The sequence below is a fragment of the Microbulbifer thermotolerans genome (assembly GCF_001617625.1).
Taxonomy (GTDB): domain Bacteria; phylum Pseudomonadota; class Gammaproteobacteria; order Pseudomonadales; family Cellvibrionaceae; genus Microbulbifer; species Microbulbifer thermotolerans.
In genome coordinates this window covers 1952701-1970363 of sequence record NZ_CP014864.1, presented here as the reverse complement: position 1 = coordinate 1970363, position 17663 = coordinate 1952701, and the positions used below count along the sequence as shown (strand labels likewise).

Sequence of the window (17663 nt, the reverse complement as noted above, 5' to 3'; positions counted from 1 at the left end):
TCATATCCAGGAGGTAAAGTGTTCGCGCATTTTTCTGGGAATTAATTCGGTGATCAAAATTAAGATGTTACTTCGCTTGGCTTTTCTTTTTGTCTTTTGTGGTGTCAGTGCTGGTGCTTTTGCCTGGGGGGCAGACGGGCACCGGATAGTTGGTGAAATCGCATGGCATTATTTACAGCCAGAGACCAAAACTAAAGTTAGCCGTTTGCTGAAAATCGCTGGGGAACCCAGCCTGGCCGAGGCATCCACTTGGGCGGACCGTATCCGTAGTGACCGGCGCTATGACTGGGCAGCCCCTATGCATTACATCAGCCTTCCGCGCCATTGGGATGGGTACCGGGAGGCGCGTGATTGTCCGCCGGCGGGATGCATTCTTAAAGCAATCGAAAATTTTGAGAAGAAACTGAGCGATCGCAATGTGATAGAGAGTGAGCGCGCAGAGGCTCTGATGTTTGTCGCGCATTTTATCGGTGATCTACATCAGCCGTTGCATACCGGCTTGGCGGCCGATCGGGGGGGCAATGATATAGAAGTTCGCTTTTTCGGTTTTCCAACCAATCTGCACTCGCTTTGGGACGTGTATTTGCCCGCTGGATTTGTGCAGGATTGGAAAAAATACGCCAGTGCACAGCTGGAAGTGATTGATGAACAACAGCAAAGCCGATGGTTGAGCGGCGATAAGACAGAGTGGGCCGCAGAATCCCAACGCTTGGTGCACAGTCACGCCTACACTACCGAGAAGGCACTCGGAGAGGACTACTATCTGCGCAATCGGGAAATCGTTGCGCTGCGACTGCGCCAGGGCGGCGTAAGGTTGGCTGCAGTTCTCAATCGGGCACTGGGTGAGTGAGTTTTTCTGCCGGGAAGCGCTGATTCATGCGCTTCCCGGTGGTAACGACATCATTCGAGACTAGGTAAGAATCCCAGGTATAGGACTGGCTTTCCCAGCCACTGAATACATTGGGGTTATCGTGCGCTCCGGAGAGGCCATCTCAATGCCTGAGCGCGACTTGATAAATGGCAGTTTTCAGCGGTCCCCTAGCTCTCAGGGTTTTGTAACGCGCGCTGGTCAATGCGTTTGCGGAACTCCTCTTCAGTTTCCTTGCGCTCTGAATAACGGTCGACAAAGTAATCCTTTTTGTCTTTCAGGAGCAGGGTAAATTTCATCAACTCCTCCATCACATCCACAATCCTATCGTAGAAGGATGATGGTTTCATTCTGTCGTTGTCATCGAACTCCAACCAGGCTTTCGGCACCGATGACTGGTTGGGTATGGTCACCATACGCATCCATCGTCCCAGTACGCGCATTTGATTGACGGCGTTGAAGGACTGCGAGCCGCCACAGACTTGCATCAGGGCAAGGGTTTTTCCCTGAGTTGGGCGCACACCACCCATCGACAGTGGGAGCCAATCAATTTGGGCCTTCATAACAGAGGTCATGGCGCCGTGTCGTTCTGGTGATGACCAAACCATGCCGTCGCACCACTGAGCGAGTTCACGTAGTTCCTGTACCTTCGGATGGCTTTGGTCGGCGCCGTCCGGTAGCGGAAGGCCGGCAGGGTTGAACATACGTGTCTCCGCGCCGAAAGCATCCAGCAGGCGGCGTGCCTCCTCTGCTGCGAGCCGGCTGAAGGATCGCGCACGAAGTGATCCGTAGAGCAGGAGTATCCTCGGCTTAGTTGCGCTTATTTCTGCCTGCAACTTGTCCTGGTCAATGGGTTGGAAGCATTCTGGTCTGACATTGGGTAGATCGTTACTGTTCATGCCGGGGCTCCTCCAAACCAATGGCGCGTGCGGTTGGCGAAGGCCACCAGGGTGAGCATCACCGGCACTTCCACCAGTACACCGACGACAGTGGCCAGAGCTGCGCCAGAGTTGAGGCCGAACAGGGATATGGCCACCGCCACTGCGAGTTCAAAAAAGTTAGAGGTGCCGATCATACAGGCCGGCGCGGCAACATTGTGTGGCAGACGTATCGCTCTGGCAGCGGCATAGGCGATAGCGAAAATGCCATAGGTCTGTATCAGCAACGGAATGGCGATCAGGACAATCGCCAAGGGCTGGGCCATGATGGTTTCCGCCTGGAAGCCAAACAGCAGAACTACGGTGGCCAGCAGGCCGGCAATGGATACCGGCTTGAGTCTGTGAATGAAATGATTCAAGCGCTCATGACTGGTGCCAGAATCCAGTTTCTTGCGTGTAATGACGCCGGCCACCAGGGGAATGACCACATAAAGCAGGACAGATAGCAACAGCGTGTCCCAGGGTACAGTGACATCACTGACGCCGAGCAGGAATCCGGCAATGGGAGCAAAGGCAAAGATCATGATCAGGTCGTTTACTGAAACCTGAACCAGGGTGTAGTTGGCATCACCTTCGGTCAAATGGCTCCAGACAAACACCATTGCCGTGCAGGGGGCTACACCGAGCAGGATCATCCCAGCAATGTACTCGGTTGCGGTCTGAGGATCGACGAGATCGGCGAAGATTACCCGGAAAAACAGCCAGCCCAGAGCCGCCATTGTGAAAGGCTTAACCAGCCAGTTGATAAATAGCGTCAGGAACAGGCCCTTGGGCTTTTTGCCGACATCCTTGATGGCGAAAAAGTCTACCTGAACCATCATCGGGTAGATCATTACCCAAATGAACAGGGCGACAGGAATGTTGACATGGGCAACTTCCTGGGCGGCAAACCACTCAAACAAGCCTGGAAACAAATTGCCCAAAGTGACACCGGCAACAATACACAGCCCCACCCACAAAGTCAGATAGCGCTCAAAAACTCCCATGGGATTAGTCCTCTTTGGCGATGGATTCCAGTGCGGCTTGCAGTTCAGATGGCGACATGCGTTCCGGCGCGAGTGCCAGCAACTTGCGAATGCGCCCTTCAATGGTGTCCATGACAGAGTTGAACGCGGATTCGAGCACTTCTTCGGGCGCGTCTAGTTTCGATGGGTCTGGTAGTCCCCAATGGACCTTGACTGTGTTGCCGAACCACACCGGACAGCTTTCGTTGGCGGCGTTGTCACAGACGGTAATGACTGCATCAGGTTCTACGTCCGAAAAAACGTCCCAGGACTGACTTTTCAGGCCAGCGGTGCTGATGCCGCGGGCTTCGAGGTACTTGAGGGACAAGGGATGTACCTGTCCCGCTGGCTGACTACCGGCACTGTAGGCAGTGATGCGGCCCTGGGCCAAATGATTGGTAATCGCCTCGCTCAAAATGCTGCGGCAGCGATTGTGGGTACAAATAAAAAGTAATTTCACGGTTTTTGGCTCTTGTGCTCGTTAAGGTCATTGGGCTTTGAGGGGGAGGTGATTTCCCTGGAGAAACGTCAGCCGGTATCACAGCAGCGGTTGGGGCGATCGACCATTAGGCTGAGACTGCGCAGGTTGTCCCGGATAAATGTCCGATTGGCGTCCAGGGTCTGGTTTAGGACAGATGTGACCCAAGAGGGCAGGGCCGGTTCCAAACGGTAAAAGATCCACTGGCCCTGACGTCTGTCCCGCAGCAGGCCGCAGCTTCGAAGCTGTGCCAGGTGGCGCGACACTTTGGGTTGACTGACCGCAAGCGCCTCGGTCAGCTCACATACACACAATTCGCCTTCGTGGGCGATTAGCAGCAGACAACGCAGGCGGGTTTCGTCGCCGAGGCATTTGTAAAACGTTAATGGATTCAAGTAGCTACCCTTGGCGCTCAAATATATACGTTTTTCATTATATATGGTTTGGCGAATATATAAAGGCACAGCAGGGTTGAAGGGAAAACACGGCGATGTCGTGGGATACAGGGGCGAGCATCATAGAGACCGAGTCGCACCCTGTTGAGTCAAGCATCCCATTGCTTGAGCCTACGGAACCAGCAACAGCACTCACGCGAAACAATCAGAAACTCTCCAAAGAGAGTATCCAGGGGTACCCAAACAGAGTATTCGGAGGCTATCCAAAGAGAGTGTTTAGCGTCTACCTAAAAAGAGCGCTATCGCTGGGCTTGTCGGTAACCGCTATATATTCCAGTATATGGCGCCCGGGAACTCTCGGGTCTGCCCCATAACGGAGGTTTTTCTGATGAGAGTGTGCCAGTTGGTGCTCTGTTTGCTTTTTGCGCTTACTGGTCTGCCAGCGGCTGCGGAGGATGTGAGAGTCGCAGTAGCGTCCAACTTCACCCCCGCGATGAAAGAGATCGCGGCGGAATTCGAAAAGTCCACAGGACACCGAGTCATACTTTCCTTTGGCTCTTCCGGTAAGTTCTATGCCCAAATCAAAAACGGTGCGCCTTTCCAGTTGTTCTTTTCCGCTGATACTGCCAAGCCCGAGGCTTTGGAGAGAGAGGGATTCACCGTGCCCGGCAGTCGCTTCACCTATGCAATCGGCGGCTTGGTCCTCTGGTCGGCCAGTCCGGATCTGCTGAGTGACGGTATCTCGGTATTGCGTGAAGGCACCTATAACAGATTGGCCCTGGCGAATTCAAAATTGGCGCCCTACGGTGTGGCCGCGGAAGAAGTACTGCACAATCTCGGCTTGCAGAAAAGCACTCAGGCAAAATGGGTACGGGGAGAAAATATTGCACAGACCTATCAGTTTGTCGCCAGTGGTAATGCGGAGTTGGGATTTGTGGCACTCTCGCAAGTGATGCATAACGGGCGTATCGATACAGGGGCCACCTGGATTGTGCCAAGCCACTTATACCACCCGATCCGGCAGGATGCGGTGCTCTTGTCAGGCAGCAATAGCGCAGCTGCTGCTACATTTCTCCGCTTCGTTCGCGGAGACAAGGCCAGGGCCATTATCCGCTCCTACGGATACAGGCTTCCTGAGTCCCGCTAGGGAGGTTGCCGGGTATGGGTTTTTCTCAAGCGGACTGGTCGGCTATCTGGCTGACGTTGCGTCTCGCGGGTACTGTTACGTTGTTGTTACTGTTTATTGGTACGCCCATTGCGTGGTGGCTGGCGAAAACCCACTCGCGCTGGAAGGGGCCCGTTGGAGCAATAGTGGCCCTGCCGCTAGTTCTACCGCCCACGGTACTGGGCTTTTATCTGCTGCTGGCAATGGGGCCGAATGGCCCGGTGGGCCAGCTCACTCTGGCCCTGGGGCTGGGAACACTCCCGTTCACTTTCTGGGGCTTGGTACTGGCCTCTTTATTCTACTCCTTACCCTTTGTTGTTCAGCCAATACAGAATGCCGTGGAGGCACTCGGAGACCGCCCTCTCGAAGTGGCAGCGACATTGCGTGCGGGCCCCTGGGATCGCTTTTTTACTGTGGTATTGCCCCTGGCACGGCCGGGTTTTGTCACTGCAACCATTTTGGGTTTTGCCCACACCGTTGGTGAGTTCGGCATGATATTGATGATTGGAGGCAATATTCCAGAAGAGACCCGTGTGGTGTCTGTGCAGATTTATGATTATGTCGAAATGCTCGACTATGCCAAGGCCCACCGACTGGCCGGCGCCATGCTGGTATTTTCTTTCATCGTGCTGCTGGGCCTGTATTTGTTCCAACACCGGGCGCACCGTCCCGGCCTGCGGTATTGGGTTTGATGCCGGACAATATTCGCGCGCGCTTTCACATCGCATTTCCATCAGAGCGAGGACAATCCTTCTGCCTGGACGTGGACGCAATGCTGCCCGGCAGTGGGATCATTGCGATTTTCGGTCATTCGGGGTCCGGGAAGACTACCCTGTTGCGCTGCATCGCAGGGCTGCAAAAAATCGACAGGGGGCGGCTGATCGTCAACGGGGAAACCTGGCAGGACGAAAAGAATTTTCTTCCAACCCATAAGCGGCAGCTGGGGTATGTTTTTCAGGAAGCCAGTCTGTTTCCCCATTTGTGCGGCCGAGACAACCTGGAATACGCGCTAAAACGCTCCGGTGGTCATTGCCAACCGAAAATGGTTCAGCGGGTAATCGCTCTGATGGGTATAGAGCCTGTACTGGATCGCTATCCCGACCAAATGTCGGGAGGAGAGCGCCAGCGCGTGGCCATTGCGCGCGCACTATTGATCCGCCCACGTCTGCTGTTGATGGATGAGCCACTGGCGTCTCTGGATATGGCGCGCAAGCAGGAAATTTTGCCGTATCTGGAGCGATTGCGTGCGGAGTTTGCTATTCCCATCCTGTATGTCAGCCACTCAATGTATGAGGTGGCGCGCCTCGCGGATTATTTACTGGTACTGGACAAAGGCAGGGTGGCGGCGCAGGGCGCGGTGTCCGATGTCCTCTCACAGCTGAATTTGCCATTGGGATTCGGCGAGGAGGCGGGAGTGGTGCTTACGGGCAAGGTGCTGGAGCGGGATAGCCGTTGGCACCTGGTACGCATCGGCTTCTCCGGCGGAGAACTTTGGCTGCCCGACAACAGCGATCTGGGGAAAGAAGCGCTGCGCGTACGCATATTGGCTCGCGATGTGAGTCTGGCGCTGGAAGCGCGCGATGACACAAGTGTTCTCAATCGACTGCCGGTTGAAGTATGTGAAATCGGGGCGGGCAGTAATGAAGCGACAGCCTTGGTGCGCTTGAAATGCGGGGACAGTTACATTATTGCCAGCCTGACGCGAAAATCACTGGCGCGGTTGCGCATTGAGCCGGGAATGAAAGTCTGGGCCCAGATAAAATCCGCGGCCATCGTGCAATAAACCGGGAGTTCCTGCTTATGCAGCTCTAGCTGATTCGTGTGAGTACGGTAGTGGGGGCAAGGCGCTCAGACAATGAGAAGAATATTTCATAGCCTGAGCGTCTCACAGGGTGAATAGTATTTTTGAGAAATGAACCAGAGTGGGCTTATATGTCGAATTGGGCCCACACGGGAGCGTGGTCTGAAGGGCGCTCCATGCTGCGGATATCATAATCCACACCGGCATCTACACATTTTTCCGCCAGTGGTTTGCTCGCCAGAATCAGATCGATGCGAAGGCCACGCTTGGGATCCCGTTCAAAGCCACGGCTTCGATAGTCGAACCAGCTGAATACGTTATCGCTATCGGGATAACGTGCGCGGAAAGTATCCTCCAGTCCCCAATCCTGGATCTTTTGCAGCCATTCGCGTTCTTCCGGTAAAAAACTGCATTTGCCGTCGCGCAACCAGCGTTTACGATTCTGTTCGCCAATGCCGATATCCTGGTCGGTAGGGGAGATGTTCATATCGCCGATTACCAATACGGGCGCCTCTGGGCTGCAGGTGGTCTGCAGGTAGTCTTCCAGGTCTGCGTAGTATTTGCGTTTATTGGGAAACTTCACCGGGTGTTCGCGGTTTTCGCCCTGGGGGAAATAGCCGTTGATAACCGTCAGAGGTTTATCGCTGCCGATATCGAATTTTCCCATGACCATTCGCCGCTGTGCATTATCGTCATCTCCGGGAAAACCGTATTCGCGATCGATAAAGGGAAAACGTGAAAGCAGGGCGACGCCATAGTGTGTCTTCTGACCGAAAAATATCAATTCGTAGCCCAGATTCCGAACCTCGTCCACCGGAAAATCCTCGTCTGTGACTTTGGTTTCCTGCAGACCGATGATGTCGGGCTGATGAGAATCAACCAACGCCTTCAGTTGGTGCAGGCGCGCGCGGATACTGTTGACATTAAAAGAGACAACTTTCATTTATTGTGTTCCCCAAACAAAGAAAAGGGCCGGGGCATGCCCGGCCTGAATCATTTTGCTGTGAGTCTGATTACCTTCCACCGGGCCCCTTGTGACTCTCGCCCGGGGACCTTTCAGAAGTTTGCCACTTGGGGTGGCGACTTGGCGATTTTGTCGTAGAGGCTGATAAAGTCAGCCATGATATAACCGGCCTCGTTCAGAATCGGGTCTTTTTCCAGTTTAATTTCCACAGGCCCGCCGATATTTGCCACTTCTTCTGATTCGCTTTCCTCATACTCTTCAAAGGTTTTATACGGCTCCAGGCCTTTGGCGGTGCGGCGGCGGTTTTCCATTGTGAGCAGGCGCTCGTTCAATTCTTTGCGTTCCATTTCGCGCGTCTTTTCGTTCAGGGATACATATTCCTGATCCGCGCGCTCGGTCTCGAACTGGAATTGTTCGCGCAGGAAAATAAAATCCGGGTCCGCCGCCGTGCGTTGCTGGTGTTTGCTGATCAGTGACGGCAGGAGCTCCTTGAGATTGAAATATTTGGCGTGGGGCACCGCGTGGATTCGGTCCCAGGGCAGGGCCGTGTCATAGGCACTCTCTCCGACAGTTTCCACATCGATCAGGCGCGGCATCTGTATATCCGGGGTTACCCCGGCGTGTTGCGTGCTGTCACCGGATACGCGGTAGAACTTGGATTGAGTGATCTTCAGCTGGCCTTCCTTCAAAGGCGCCATTGTCTGTACTGTACCCTTACCAAAGGACTGGTTGCCCACAACCAGCCCGCGATTGTAGTCCTGAATAGCGCCGGCAAAGATCTCCGATGCGGATGCGGACAGGCGGTTAATCAAAACCATCAGAGGGCCACGGTACATGGCACGGGAGCGGGAGCGGTTGTGGCGCGATATCTGTTCATTGGCATGGCGAATCTGCACTACCGGCCCCTGATCGATGAAGAGGTCGGTGAGCATCGTGGCTTCCTGCAGAGAGCCGCCACCGTTGTTGCGCAGGTCGAGGATGATGCCGTCTACTTTTTCCGCTTTCAGCTCCTCAAGCAACTTGGCGACATCGCGAGTGGTGCTTTTATAGTTGGGATCGCGCCGACGGTAGGCCTCGAAATCGATATAGAAGGTCGGCAGGTTGATGACGCCGATTTTGTACGTTTTTTCACCGTCGGAGAATTCAAAGGTCGCCTTTTTCGCGGCCTGATCCTCTAGTTTCACCTTGCTGCGCTTGATCAGGATGGTTCTGTGGGTGCCGTCCCCACCAGTGGGGATGGTTTCCAGGCGCACGTAGCTACCCGCTTCGCCGCGAATCAGGTCAACCACATCGTCCAGGCGCCAGCCGACGACATCGACCATTTCGCCTTCTTTGCCCTGGCCGACCGCGACAATCTTGTCGTTGGGCTTGAGCTTGCCAGAGCGATCGGCCGGACCGCCGGCAACCAAGCGTGCCACCTTGGTGTATTCGTCCTCCATTTGCAACACTGCGCCGATCCCTTCCAGGGACAGCGACATACTCATATTGAAGTTTTCCAGTGAGCGCGGTGACAGATAGTTGCTGTGCGGATCGTACAGACGGGTCAGAGAATTCATGTAGAGCTCAAAGACGTCATCGCTGCTTTGTTGGTGGATTCGTTTCAGCTGGCCTTTGTAGCGCCGTACCAGCAAGTCGCGGATTTCCTCATCTTTCTTGCCTGTCAGGCGCAGGTTGAGCACGCTGCTTTTAAGGCGTTTGCGCCACAGTTCATCAGCGGCGCTAATGGAGGCCGGCCAGTCGCTGTCTTCGCGGTCCAATTCGAGGTATTCGTCGCGGGTGAAGTCGAAGGCCGGCAGGCCTTTGTCCAGCTGGTTGAGAATATTGTTGAGCCGATCTGTCAGGCGCAGGCGGAAGCGATTGTAAATGTCAAAACCGGCCTTTACCTGACCCGCGCGCAGTTGGTCATCGAGCTTGGTGCGCCACTGGCGGAATTCGCTGATATCCGAGGCGAGGAAGTAGCTTTTGGTGGGGTCCAAGGCCTCGATATATTCCTCCCAGAGCTTTTCGGACATATCGTCGCTGAGCTTCAGCTTGTTGTAGTGCAGCATTTCCAGCTTGCCGACGATTTCGCGAGCGGTACTGCCCTGGTCCTCTTCGGGTTGCAGGCTGTCCAGCTCGGCCAGCGTCGCAGCGGAGAACAGGGTCAGGGTGAGAAACAAGAAGCCGGAAAACAGAGCGGCGATCCGATTGGTCTGCATAGAGAGTCTCTTTATACGTCCTACTTCACGGGCTGTCAGCGTCCGGTGGAGCGCTGGCGACCTATAGCTTAGGACAAGTATATAGGCTGAAAGCTCCAAAAGGCATGAATTGCCTCTAATCCGAGGCAAATGGTGCCGCCAAAAGCCTTTTTGCGAGAAGAAATTGCGCCATATGCCGGGTTTTACGGGTGTTGTCCTCTGTTGGCCGCATTGTGTCGATATAGAAAAGTCAGTGATAGGCGAATTTTTAACCTATTTTGCGAGCGCCCCCCTCACAACCGGCGGATTTTCCGATCGCCGCTAGCCGCTACAGGGGATAGGCTGTACGGGTATCAGCAGGTCATCTGCAACTGCATTGGTCGGCGTAGTGCCGGTGAGGCGTGGAGCATATCGATCAGCGCATCGACATAGCGCTCGCCCAATACCGCGAGGTCACCGATTTGAGGCTGCAGGAGCCAGTCCTGCAGTACCCCGACAAGCGAGCCGTGCAGCAGCGGCGTGGCAACTTCTATAGCCAGGTCGGCAGGCAGTTGTCCCCGCTGCACCGCGGCAGTGATGAGAAAGCGCATACGCTCCACCCCTTGGGCGTGCCCCTCCATTAAACGCTGGTGTATCTCGCCACTTTCTGTGACCAGCTCACAGCGGTGAAAGACGATTTCCAGGATTAGTTGCCACTCGCGGTTGCGGGCCACTTCCTGGAACATCCGCAGCCACCGGCTGCGCAGTACTCCAAGTGGATCTTTCATTATTTCATCGCAGGCGCACTCACACAGCCGCTCATCGGGGAACTGCACCCGCTCGGTGAGCGCGGCGAAAAGATCCGCTTTGTTGCGGAAGTGGCCATAGATAGCGCCCCGGGTGACGCCAGCGAGCTGTGCGATCTCAGTAAGGGAAGGGCGGACAACACCGCGTTTGTGGAACACCTCAATAGCGGCGTCCAAAATCCGCTCCCGCGTTTCCAGGGCATCTTCTTTTCTGCGTTTGGCCATTGGTTTATTAGATTCCGTTGAGGTTGCGATATTCAGTTGGTCCCAGTAGACAGACGCCTGGTCGCAGTGAAATTGAACTGTGTCGATCCAGAGCAGTTAATAGCGACCAAAAGGTCGGATAGCATCGGGGCACCTGCACGGAACAGCATACTAGTTTATATTCATTCATGAATGAATAATTGATGTTTGTTCATGCATGAATATAAAATGCCGGTTCCCTATAAGGGCCTAACTTGTCTGTCCGTACAAACCTGTTCAATTCCATTGGCCGCGGGGACGGCCTACCCCCTGTTGAGGTAGTCATGCTGAAGAAGAAAGTACTAATCAGCCTGCTGTTGTCATGCGCACTGCTCAGTGCATGCGGCAAGGAGGCCGCCGCGCCGCCGATGATGGTGCCGCAGGTGACTGTAGTCACTCTCAAGGCAGAACCCGTAACACTGACCCGGGAGCTGCCGGGCCGTACATCGGCGTTCAAAGTGGCCGAGGTACGCCCTCAGGTCAGCGGTATCGTAAAAGCGCAGCTGTTCCGGGAAGGTGGCATGGTAGAGGCCGGCCAGGCCCTCTATCAGCTGGATGACGCCACTTATAAAGCGGATTACGACAGTGCCCGCGCCAATCTGCAAGGTGCCCTGGCGGCGTTGAACGAAGCGAGTCTGACCGCGGAGCGGACTGCGGAACTGGTAAAAAGCGGGGCTGTGAGCAAGCAGGATAACGACAGCGCCCAGGCCGCACTGCAGCGGGCGGAGGCGGATGTGGCGGCAGCCCGCGCAGCGGTTCAGCGCAGCAAAGTGCAGCTGGATTATGCGCGTATCAGTGCGCCTATTGGTGGCCGGATCGGTAAGTCTTCCATTACCCAGGGCGCGCTGGTCACCGCCAATCAGACCTCGGCTCTTGCAACGGTGCAGCAACTGGATCCCATCTACGTGGATGTGACCCAGTCCACCGCCGAGTTGCTGGCACTGCGCAAGGCGCTAGAGGCGGGCACTGTGGAGAGTACGGAGCTGCCTGTAACCATCCTGCTGGAAGACGGCAGCCAGTATGAACATAAGGGCAAGCTGGAATTTGCCGAGGTTAGTGTGGAGCCATCCACGGGCAGTGTGCTTTTGCGGATTATTGTCCCCAATCCGGACAACATATTGTTGCCGGGTATGTATGTGCGCGCCCTTTTGGGCAGCGGAGTGCGACAACAGGCAATACTGGTGCCCCAGCAGGCTGTGGCCAGAGACCCGAAAGGCAATACGTCTGTGATGGTCGTCAGCGGAGAAGGTGTCGTGGCTCAGCGCTCAGTAGTAGTGAGCCGCACGATTGGCGACAAGTGGCTGGTGGAAGAAGGACTGCAGGCCGGGGATAAGGTGGTTGTAGAGGGGCTGCAGAAAATTCGTCCGGGCGTACCGGTGCAGGCTGTCGAACGGGAGGCACCGCAAACTCCGGCAGCGGGTGATGCTGTCGCCGGTGATGCCAACACTGAATCACAAGTTCAAGCGCCGACCGCTCAAGAGTCGTAAGGGAGCCCGGCAATGGCTAGTTTCTTTATCAATCGCCCGATTTTCGCTTGGGTGCTGGCAATTATCACCATGCTCGGCGGTGGCCTGGCCATTACCCAGCTGCCGGTGGAGCGCTATCCGGATATCGCACCGCCAGCGGTCACCATCGGCGCCGTGTATCCCGGTGCTTCCGCTAAGGTGGTGGAGGACTCGGTTACCCAGATTATCGAAGAAAATATGAAGGGGCTGGACGGATTGCTCTATATGTCCGCCACCAGTCAGTCCAATGGTACCGCTTCGATCACTTTGACCTTTGAGAATGGTACTGACCCGGATACAGCTCAGGTACAGGTACAGAACAAGCTGCAACTGGCGACCCCTCTGCTGCCGGAAGAGGTGCAGCGTCAGGGGCTGAGTGTCAGTAAAGGTCGTACGGGCTTTTTGATGGTACTCGGCTTTGTGTCCGAAGACGGCAGCATGTCTAAAGCCGATATCGCCGACTATATCTCGTCGAACCTGGTGGATCCGATCAGCCGGGTACCCGGAGTCGGTAGTCTGCAGGTCTTCGGCTCCAAATACGCCATGCGCATTTGGCTGGATCCGCACAAACTCGAGACTTACCGCCTGACACCGGCGGATGTCGCTGCAGCAGTACAGGCGCAAAACCAACAGGTGGCAGTTGGCTCCCTGGGTGGTACCCCGGCCGTACCCGGTCAGCAGCTGAACGCGACCATCAACTCGCAGGGTCGTCTGCAAACACCGGAGGAGTTCCGCAATATTGTGATCCGGGCCAACGATGAAGGCTCGGTGCTGCGCCTCGGAGACATCGCGCGGGTGGAAATCGGTGCGGAAAGCTATGAGACCCTGACCCGCTATAACCGCCAGCCGGCAACCGGCGTGGCGGTTACTCTGGCCACCGGCGCAAATGCACTGGAGACTGCCGAGAATGTCAAGGCGAAGCTGAAGGAGCTGGAGGAATTCTTTCCCACCGGATTGAAAGCGGTAGTGCCCTTCGACACAACGCCTTTCGTGCAGGTCTCTATCGAGGGGGTGGTCCATACCCTGGTCGAAGCGGTGGTTCTGGTATTCCTGGTGATGTATCTCTTCTTGCAGAATCTCCGCGCCACATTGATCCCGACTATCGCTGTGCCAGTCGTGCTGCTCGGCACATTCGGGGTACTTTTCTCGCTGGGTTACTCCATTAACATGTTGACCATGTTCGCCATGGTGCTGGCTATCGGTCTCTTGGTGGACGATGCCATCGTGGTGGTGGAAAACGTCGAGCGGGTGATGAGCGAGGAGGGGCTGTCGCCGAAGGAGGCGACCAAGAAGTCGATGCGGCAGATCTCCAGCGCCCTGGTGGGTATCGGTGTAGTGCTGTCCGCGGTGTTTGTCCCCATGGCGTTTATGAGCGGGGCCACGGGGGTTATTTACCGACAGTTCTCTGCGACTATCGTTTCCGCAATGGCGCTGTCTGTGCTGGTGGCCTTGATTCTCACGCCCGCGCTGTGCGCCACTATTTTGAAGCCGCTGAAAAAGGGCGAGGCTCACGGCCACAAAGGATTCTTTGGTTGGTTTAACCGCAATTTCGAGCGCGGCACTGACCGCTACCAGCGGGGTGTGCGCGGACTGCTTGCGCGCGGTGGCCGCTTTATGGCCATCTTCGCCGGGCTGTCGGCCGTGATGGTCGTGCTCTTTTTAAGGCTGCCGACATCCTTCCTTCCGGAAGAAGATCAGGGCGTGCTTTTCTCCATGGTGCAAACCCCAGTCGGGGCCACCCAGGAACGCACCATGGAGTCCATCTATAAGATTGAAGATCACTTCCTGAACAATGAGCCCGACAATGTGGTGTCCGTGTTCTCTGTGCAGGGGTTCAGTTTCGCCGGTTCCGGCCAGAACAATGGCATTGCATTTATCAAGCTGGCGGATTGGGATGAGCGCAAGGCGCCGGAGCAGGGGGCCAGCGCGATCGCCATGCGCGGCATGGGGGCGCTGATGCAAATTAAGGATGCCATCGCCTATGCCTTCTCGCCACCGGCACTTCCCGAGTTGGGCACATCCAACGGTTTCAATTTCTACCTGAAGGACAATGCCAACCTGGGACATGTGGCACTGACCAACGCGCGCAATCAGTTTCTCGGTATGGCTGGTGAAAGTCCTCTACTGGCGAATGTGCGTCCCAATGGGCAGGAGGATACCCCGCAGTTCCGGGTGAATATCGATACTGCCAAGGCAGCGGCCCTCGGTCTCTCGATCGCGGATATCAACTCAACCCTGAGCGCCGCCTGGGGGGGAGCCTATATCGACGACTTCATCGATCGCGGCCGGGTGAAGAAGGTCTATCTGCAGGCTGATGCGCCTTTCCGCATGGTGCCCGAGGATTTCCGCTTGTGGTCGGTGCGCAATAACCAGGGAGAAATGGTGCCACTTTCCTCCTTTGCCAGCTTTAGCTGGGAGTATGGCTCACCGCGTCTGGAGCGCTACAACGGCGTGCCGGCGATGCAAATCAACGGTGAAGCGGCGCCCGGTGTCAGTTCCGGTGAAGCCATGGCCGAAGTGGAGCGCTTGGTGAAGCAGCTGCCGGATGGAATCGGCATGGAGTGGAGCGGTCTCTCCTATCAGGAACGGGCTGCCGGTGCGCAGACACCACTGCTCTACACCTTATCACTGCTGATCGTGTTCCTCTGTCTCGCAGCGCTTTACGAAAGCTGGACCGTTCCCACCGCCGTTCTGTTGGTGGCTCCTCTGGGGATCCTTGGCGCAGTGTTGGCGAATACCTTCCGCGGAATGGAGCGGGATGTCTACTTCCAGGTGGCGATGCTGACAACCGTGGGATTGACCAGCAAAAACGCGATTCTGATCGTGGAGTTTGCCAAGCAGAACCTGGAAAGTGGTATGGAGTTGATTCAGGCGACGATGCGCGCAGTGCGTGACCGGCTGCGCCCCATCCTGATGACATCCCTTGCTTTTGGCCTCGGCGTATTGCCATTAGCGGTGGCTACTGGTGCCGGCTCGGGTGCGCAACGTGCTATCGGCACTGGCGTCCTGGGCGGAATGATTGTCGGTACACTGCTGGGGATCTTCTTTATCCCGCTGTTCTTTGTGGTAGTGCAGCGACTGTTCGGCAGCAAAACGGCCGCAATGGAAAGCTCTGAGGTTGAATCAGAGAAGCAGCGCCGAGAGGCCGCTGAAGCTGTTTGAGCCTTGTATTAGCGAAGATATCGCCTGTCTCAGTCAGGCTGTCATAAAACAAACGGCCGGTGGCTGCGATCGATGGAGGATGTTTTCGATCGCGGCCACCGGCCGTTTGTTTTAGGCGGCTGAAGACAAGGGGCTCGCCTTGGTTTGTGCCTCCTTAAACCAACTCAGCGATTTTTTCGCGGGCAGTTTTGACACTGTTTTCCTTGGCGTCCTGACTTACCGATAAGCCTTCAGCGTGGACAACCTCGACGTCGGTGATGCCGAGAAACCCGAGGAACTGGCGCACGTAGGCAGTTTGGGAATGATCTTCTCCGTGGAAACCACCGCGTGTGATAAACACCACCGCGCGTTTGCCTTTGATCAGTCCTTGGGGACCTTCGGGCGTATAACGGAAAGTCACGCCCGCGCGGGCAACATGGTCGAAGTAGGCGCGCAATGTGGATGGCACACTGAAGTTATACATCGGAATGCCCAGTACCAGCACATCCGCTGAGGTGATCTCTGCAATGAGTTGATCGGAATAGTTCACCACGGCCTTTTGCTCCGCAGTGCGCTCTTCTTCCGGAGTGATAAATGACTGGAAGCGCGCCAGATCGAGATGTGGGACTGGCTCAGCGCCGAGGTCGCGGGTGATTACCTGGCCCTGAGGGTTCTGTGCCTGCCATTGGCGGGCGAATTCATCTGCCAATTGAGACGATACACCGTCATTCTGAAATAGGCTGGTTTGGATCTTAAGTAGCTTTTGCTCTCGGTGTGTCATTTCGGTATTTCCTCACTGTATTCCGAATGTGAGGCCATTTAAACATTGATTAATTCGATAAAAAAATATAAAAAACTGCTAAAACTCATCGAACGGATAGATTTAATGGCCGACAAGAAGCAGATGGAGACCCCTTTGACACCGCGTATCAGTCTGGAACAGTGGCGTTGTCTGGTAGCGGTTGTCGAGGAGGGCGGCTACGCCCAGGCGGCGGCGCGCTTGCATAAGAGCCAGTCATCGGTGAGCTATTCCGTGCAAAAGCTGGAATCTGTGCTGGATATCAAGGCTTTTGTCATAGAGGGACGCCGTGCGGTTCTTACTAGGGCGGGAGAGATGCTCTACCGCCGTGCTCGCCAGCTACTGGAAGATGCCGCGGGCTTGGAGGTAGCGGCACGCAAAGCGTCAGCGGGCTGGGAAGCGGAGATTGCGATTGCCGTGGAAGTCTTGTTTCCCACCTGGTTATTGCTTGGCTGCCTGGATGACTTTGGCCGCGAGAGTCCGCAAACCAGGGTCGAGCTCTACGAAACGGTGATTGGTGGCGCGCCGGAGGCCCTGGAACAGGGCAGAGTGGATCTCGCGATCACACCACATGTGCCCAGAGGCTTTGTCGGTGAAATGCTTCCCCGGCCGGCGCAGGTGATTCCAGTGGCACATCCCGATCACCCCCTGCATCAGCTGGGACGCGAGGTCTCACTGCGCGACCTGCGCCAGCACCGGCATTTGGTGGTTCGGGACACAGGTTCTCAGCGCACCAGCAAAACCACTACCGTTGAAGTGACACGGCGCTGGACGCTGACCAATATGGCGACTTCTATCGGTGCCGCTTGCCGCGGTTATGGATTTGCCTGGCTGCCGAAGGAAAAGATCCTCGCGGAACTCGAGAGCGGTTTGCTAAAACCCCTGCCCATACGGGGTGGTAGTGCGCGCAGTATTCCCTTGTATTTGATCTTTGCCGATAGGGATGCCCCCGGACCGGGCGCTCTACGCCTAGCCGAGATAATCCGTGCGAAACTACAGGAACCCGGCGTTGGCACCTAGGGAACCTCTGATCCATTCGCGTGAACACTATGGTAGGTTCCGGGGCGCTCAGGCAATAGGATGGCCATTTCGAAAACGCACGAGTACTTCCCTGTAGCTCCGTCGGATACATCCCTGTATCCAACGGTTTCGAAATGGCCAGCCTATCACCTGAGCTTCTCCATCTGGCTCCAAAGAGTTTTTACCGTCAGGAAGTGAATTAATCAGAGGTTCTCTAGGGGAACTTCGATTAACTCACTTCTGAGGGTAAAGGTAAAAAAAGCCAGACGAGAAGTTCGGGTGATGGAGGAAATGTTAAAAACGCCGGATACCTTGAGGTAATCCGGCGGAGTTGCAGGGATGGTCTCGACTGTTTTCGCAATGCATTTCCCATCGCCCGG

The 17663-nt window shown here is 55.7% G+C and carries 15 protein-coding genes; 7 read left to right on the top strand and 8 right to left on the bottom strand.

Annotated elements, in window-relative coordinates:
* Positions 1-64: 64 nt before the first annotated feature.
* Positions 65-850 carry a S1/P1 nuclease gene (locus A3224_RS08290; protein WP_231902520.1) on the top strand — a complete coding sequence of 262 codons (786 nt, stop codon included), beginning with the start codon at positions 65-67 and terminating at the stop codon, positions 848-850.
* A 188-nt stretch (positions 851-1038) separates the two neighbouring features.
* Here the strand turns inward: A3224_RS08290 and arsH are convergent, their stop codons facing one another.
* The 4 genes from arsH to A3224_RS08270 all read right to left on the bottom strand — a co-directional run bounded on the left by arsH (position 1039) and on the right by A3224_RS08270 (position 3683).
* Positions 1039-1767 carry an arsenical resistance protein ArsH gene (gene arsH, locus A3224_RS08285; protein WP_067153342.1) on the bottom strand — a complete coding sequence of 243 codons (729 nt, stop codon included), beginning with the start codon at positions 1765-1767 and terminating at the stop codon, positions 1039-1041.
* Positions 1764-2792 (bottom strand): ACR3 family arsenite efflux transporter, encoded by a 1029-nt coding sequence (gene arsB / locus A3224_RS08280; RefSeq protein ID WP_067153340.1) that lies wholly within the window; start codon positions 2790-2792, stop codon positions 1764-1766. The genes arsH and arsB overlap by 4 nt, the downstream gene beginning before the upstream one ends.
* Positions 2793-2796: 4 nt before the next feature.
* Positions 2797-3270, bottom strand: a complete 474-nt coding sequence (locus A3224_RS08275; RefSeq protein ID WP_067153338.1) for an arsenate reductase ArsC — start codon at positions 3268-3270, stop codon at positions 2797-2799.
* A 68-nt stretch (positions 3271-3338) separates the two neighbouring features.
* Positions 3339-3683: a metalloregulator ArsR/SmtB family transcription factor gene (locus A3224_RS08270; protein WP_067157706.1), complete on the bottom strand. Its 345-nt coding sequence runs from the start codon at positions 3681-3683 to the stop codon at positions 3339-3341.
* Between the two features lie 457 nt (positions 3684-4140).
* On the opposite strand from A3224_RS08270, the gene modA reads away from it, so the two are divergent.
* Genes modA through modC form a run of 3 tightly spaced genes read left to right on the top strand, consistent with a single transcriptional unit; the run spans position 4141 to position 6631 of the window.
* Positions 4141-4830 (top strand): molybdate ABC transporter substrate-binding protein, encoded by a 690-nt coding sequence (modA, locus tag A3224_RS08265; RefSeq protein ID WP_231902506.1) that lies wholly within the window; start codon positions 4141-4143, stop codon positions 4828-4830.
* 14 nt (positions 4831-4844) lie between these two features.
* A complete protein-coding gene (modB, locus tag A3224_RS08260) occupies positions 4845-5540 on the top strand; it encodes a molybdate ABC transporter permease subunit (RefSeq protein ID WP_067153335.1) in 696 nt (231 codons plus the stop codon).
* Positions 5540-6631 (top strand): molybdenum ABC transporter ATP-binding protein, encoded by a 1092-nt coding sequence (modC, locus tag A3224_RS08255; RefSeq protein WP_067153333.1) that lies wholly within the window; start codon positions 5540-5542, stop codon positions 6629-6631. The genes modB and modC overlap by 1 nt, the downstream gene beginning before the upstream one ends.
* A gap of 145 nt (positions 6632-6776) precedes the next feature.
* On the opposite strand, the gene xthA is transcribed toward modC, so the two are convergent.
* From xthA to A3224_RS08240, 3 genes are all read right to left on the bottom strand, one after another.
* Positions 6777-7592, bottom strand: a complete 816-nt coding sequence (gene xthA, locus A3224_RS08250; protein ID WP_067153331.1) for an exodeoxyribonuclease III — start codon at positions 7590-7592, stop codon at positions 6777-6779.
* Positions 7593-7705: 113 nt separating this feature from the next.
* Entirely contained in the window at positions 7706-9811 is a 2106-nt protein-coding gene (locus A3224_RS08245) for a carboxy terminal-processing peptidase (protein WP_067153329.1), read from the bottom strand.
* Between the two features lie 332 nt (positions 9812-10143).
* The gene (locus A3224_RS08240; protein WP_067153327.1) at positions 10144-10800 is read right to left on the bottom strand and encodes a TetR family transcriptional regulator; all 657 of its coding nucleotides are present in this window, start codon (positions 10798-10800) and stop codon (positions 10144-10146) included.
* Between the two features lie 302 nt (positions 10801-11102).
* Between A3224_RS08240 and A3224_RS08235 the strand changes: the two genes are divergently transcribed.
* Positions 11103-12305 (top strand): efflux RND transporter periplasmic adaptor subunit, encoded by a 1203-nt coding sequence (locus tag A3224_RS08235; protein WP_067153326.1) that lies wholly within the window; start codon positions 11103-11105, stop codon positions 12303-12305.
* Between the two features lie 12 nt (positions 12306-12317).
* Positions 12318-15485 carry an efflux RND transporter permease subunit gene (locus tag A3224_RS08230; RefSeq protein ID WP_067153324.1) on the top strand — a complete coding sequence of 1056 codons (3168 nt, stop codon included), beginning with the start codon at positions 12318-12320 and terminating at the stop codon, positions 15483-15485.
* A 154-nt stretch (positions 15486-15639) separates the two neighbouring features.
* Here the strand turns inward: A3224_RS08230 and A3224_RS08225 are convergent, their stop codons facing one another.
* A complete protein-coding gene (locus A3224_RS08225) occupies positions 15640-16245 on the bottom strand; it encodes an FMN-dependent NADH-azoreductase (protein WP_067153322.1) in 606 nt (201 codons plus the stop codon).
* A 105-nt stretch (positions 16246-16350) separates the two neighbouring features.
* Between A3224_RS08225 and A3224_RS08220 the strand changes: the two genes are divergently transcribed.
* Positions 16351-17283 (top strand): LysR family transcriptional regulator, encoded by a 933-nt coding sequence (locus tag A3224_RS08220; RefSeq protein WP_231902505.1) that lies wholly within the window; start codon positions 16351-16353, stop codon positions 17281-17283.
* Positions 17284-17663: the final 380 nt, after the last annotated feature.

Coding starts and splice junctions, on each gene's coding strand:
- arsB (WP_067153340.1), bottom strand. CDS start 2,792: ATGGGAGTTTTTGAGCGCTATCTGACTTTGTGGGTGGGGCTGTGTATT.
- A3224_RS08220 (WP_231902505.1), top strand. CDS start 16,351: ATGGCCGACAAGAAGCAGATGGAGACCCCTTTGACACCGCGTATCAGT.
- modC (WP_067153333.1), top strand. CDS start 5,540: ATGCCGGACAATATTCGCGCGCGCTTTCACATCGCATTTCCATCAGAG.
- modB (WP_067153335.1), top strand. CDS start 4,845: ATGGGTTTTTCTCAAGCGGACTGGTCGGCTATCTGGCTGACGTTGCGT.
- A3224_RS08225 (WP_067153322.1), bottom strand. CDS start 16,245: ATGACACACCGAGAGCAAAAGCTACTTAAGATCCAAACCAGCCTATTT.
- A3224_RS08245 (WP_067153329.1), bottom strand. CDS start 9,811: ATGCAGACCAATCGGATCGCCGCTCTGTTTTCCGGCTTCTTGTTTCTC.
- A3224_RS08230 (WP_067153324.1), top strand. CDS start 12,318: ATGGCTAGTTTCTTTATCAATCGCCCGATTTTCGCTTGGGTGCTGGCA.
- A3224_RS08240 (WP_067153327.1), bottom strand. CDS start 10,800: ATGGCCAAACGCAGAAAAGAAGATGCCCTGGAAACGCGGGAGCGGATT.
- xthA (WP_067153331.1), bottom strand. CDS start 7,592: ATGAAAGTTGTCTCTTTTAATGTCAACAGTATCCGCGCGCGCCTGCAC.
- arsH (WP_067153342.1), bottom strand. CDS start 1,767: ATGAACAGTAACGATCTACCCAATGTCAGACCAGAATGCTTCCAACCC.
- A3224_RS08290 (WP_231902520.1), top strand. CDS start 65: ATGTTACTTCGCTTGGCTTTTCTTTTTGTCTTTTGTGGTGTCAGTGCT.
- A3224_RS08235 (WP_067153326.1), top strand. CDS start 11,103: ATGCTGAAGAAGAAAGTACTAATCAGCCTGCTGTTGTCATGCGCACTG.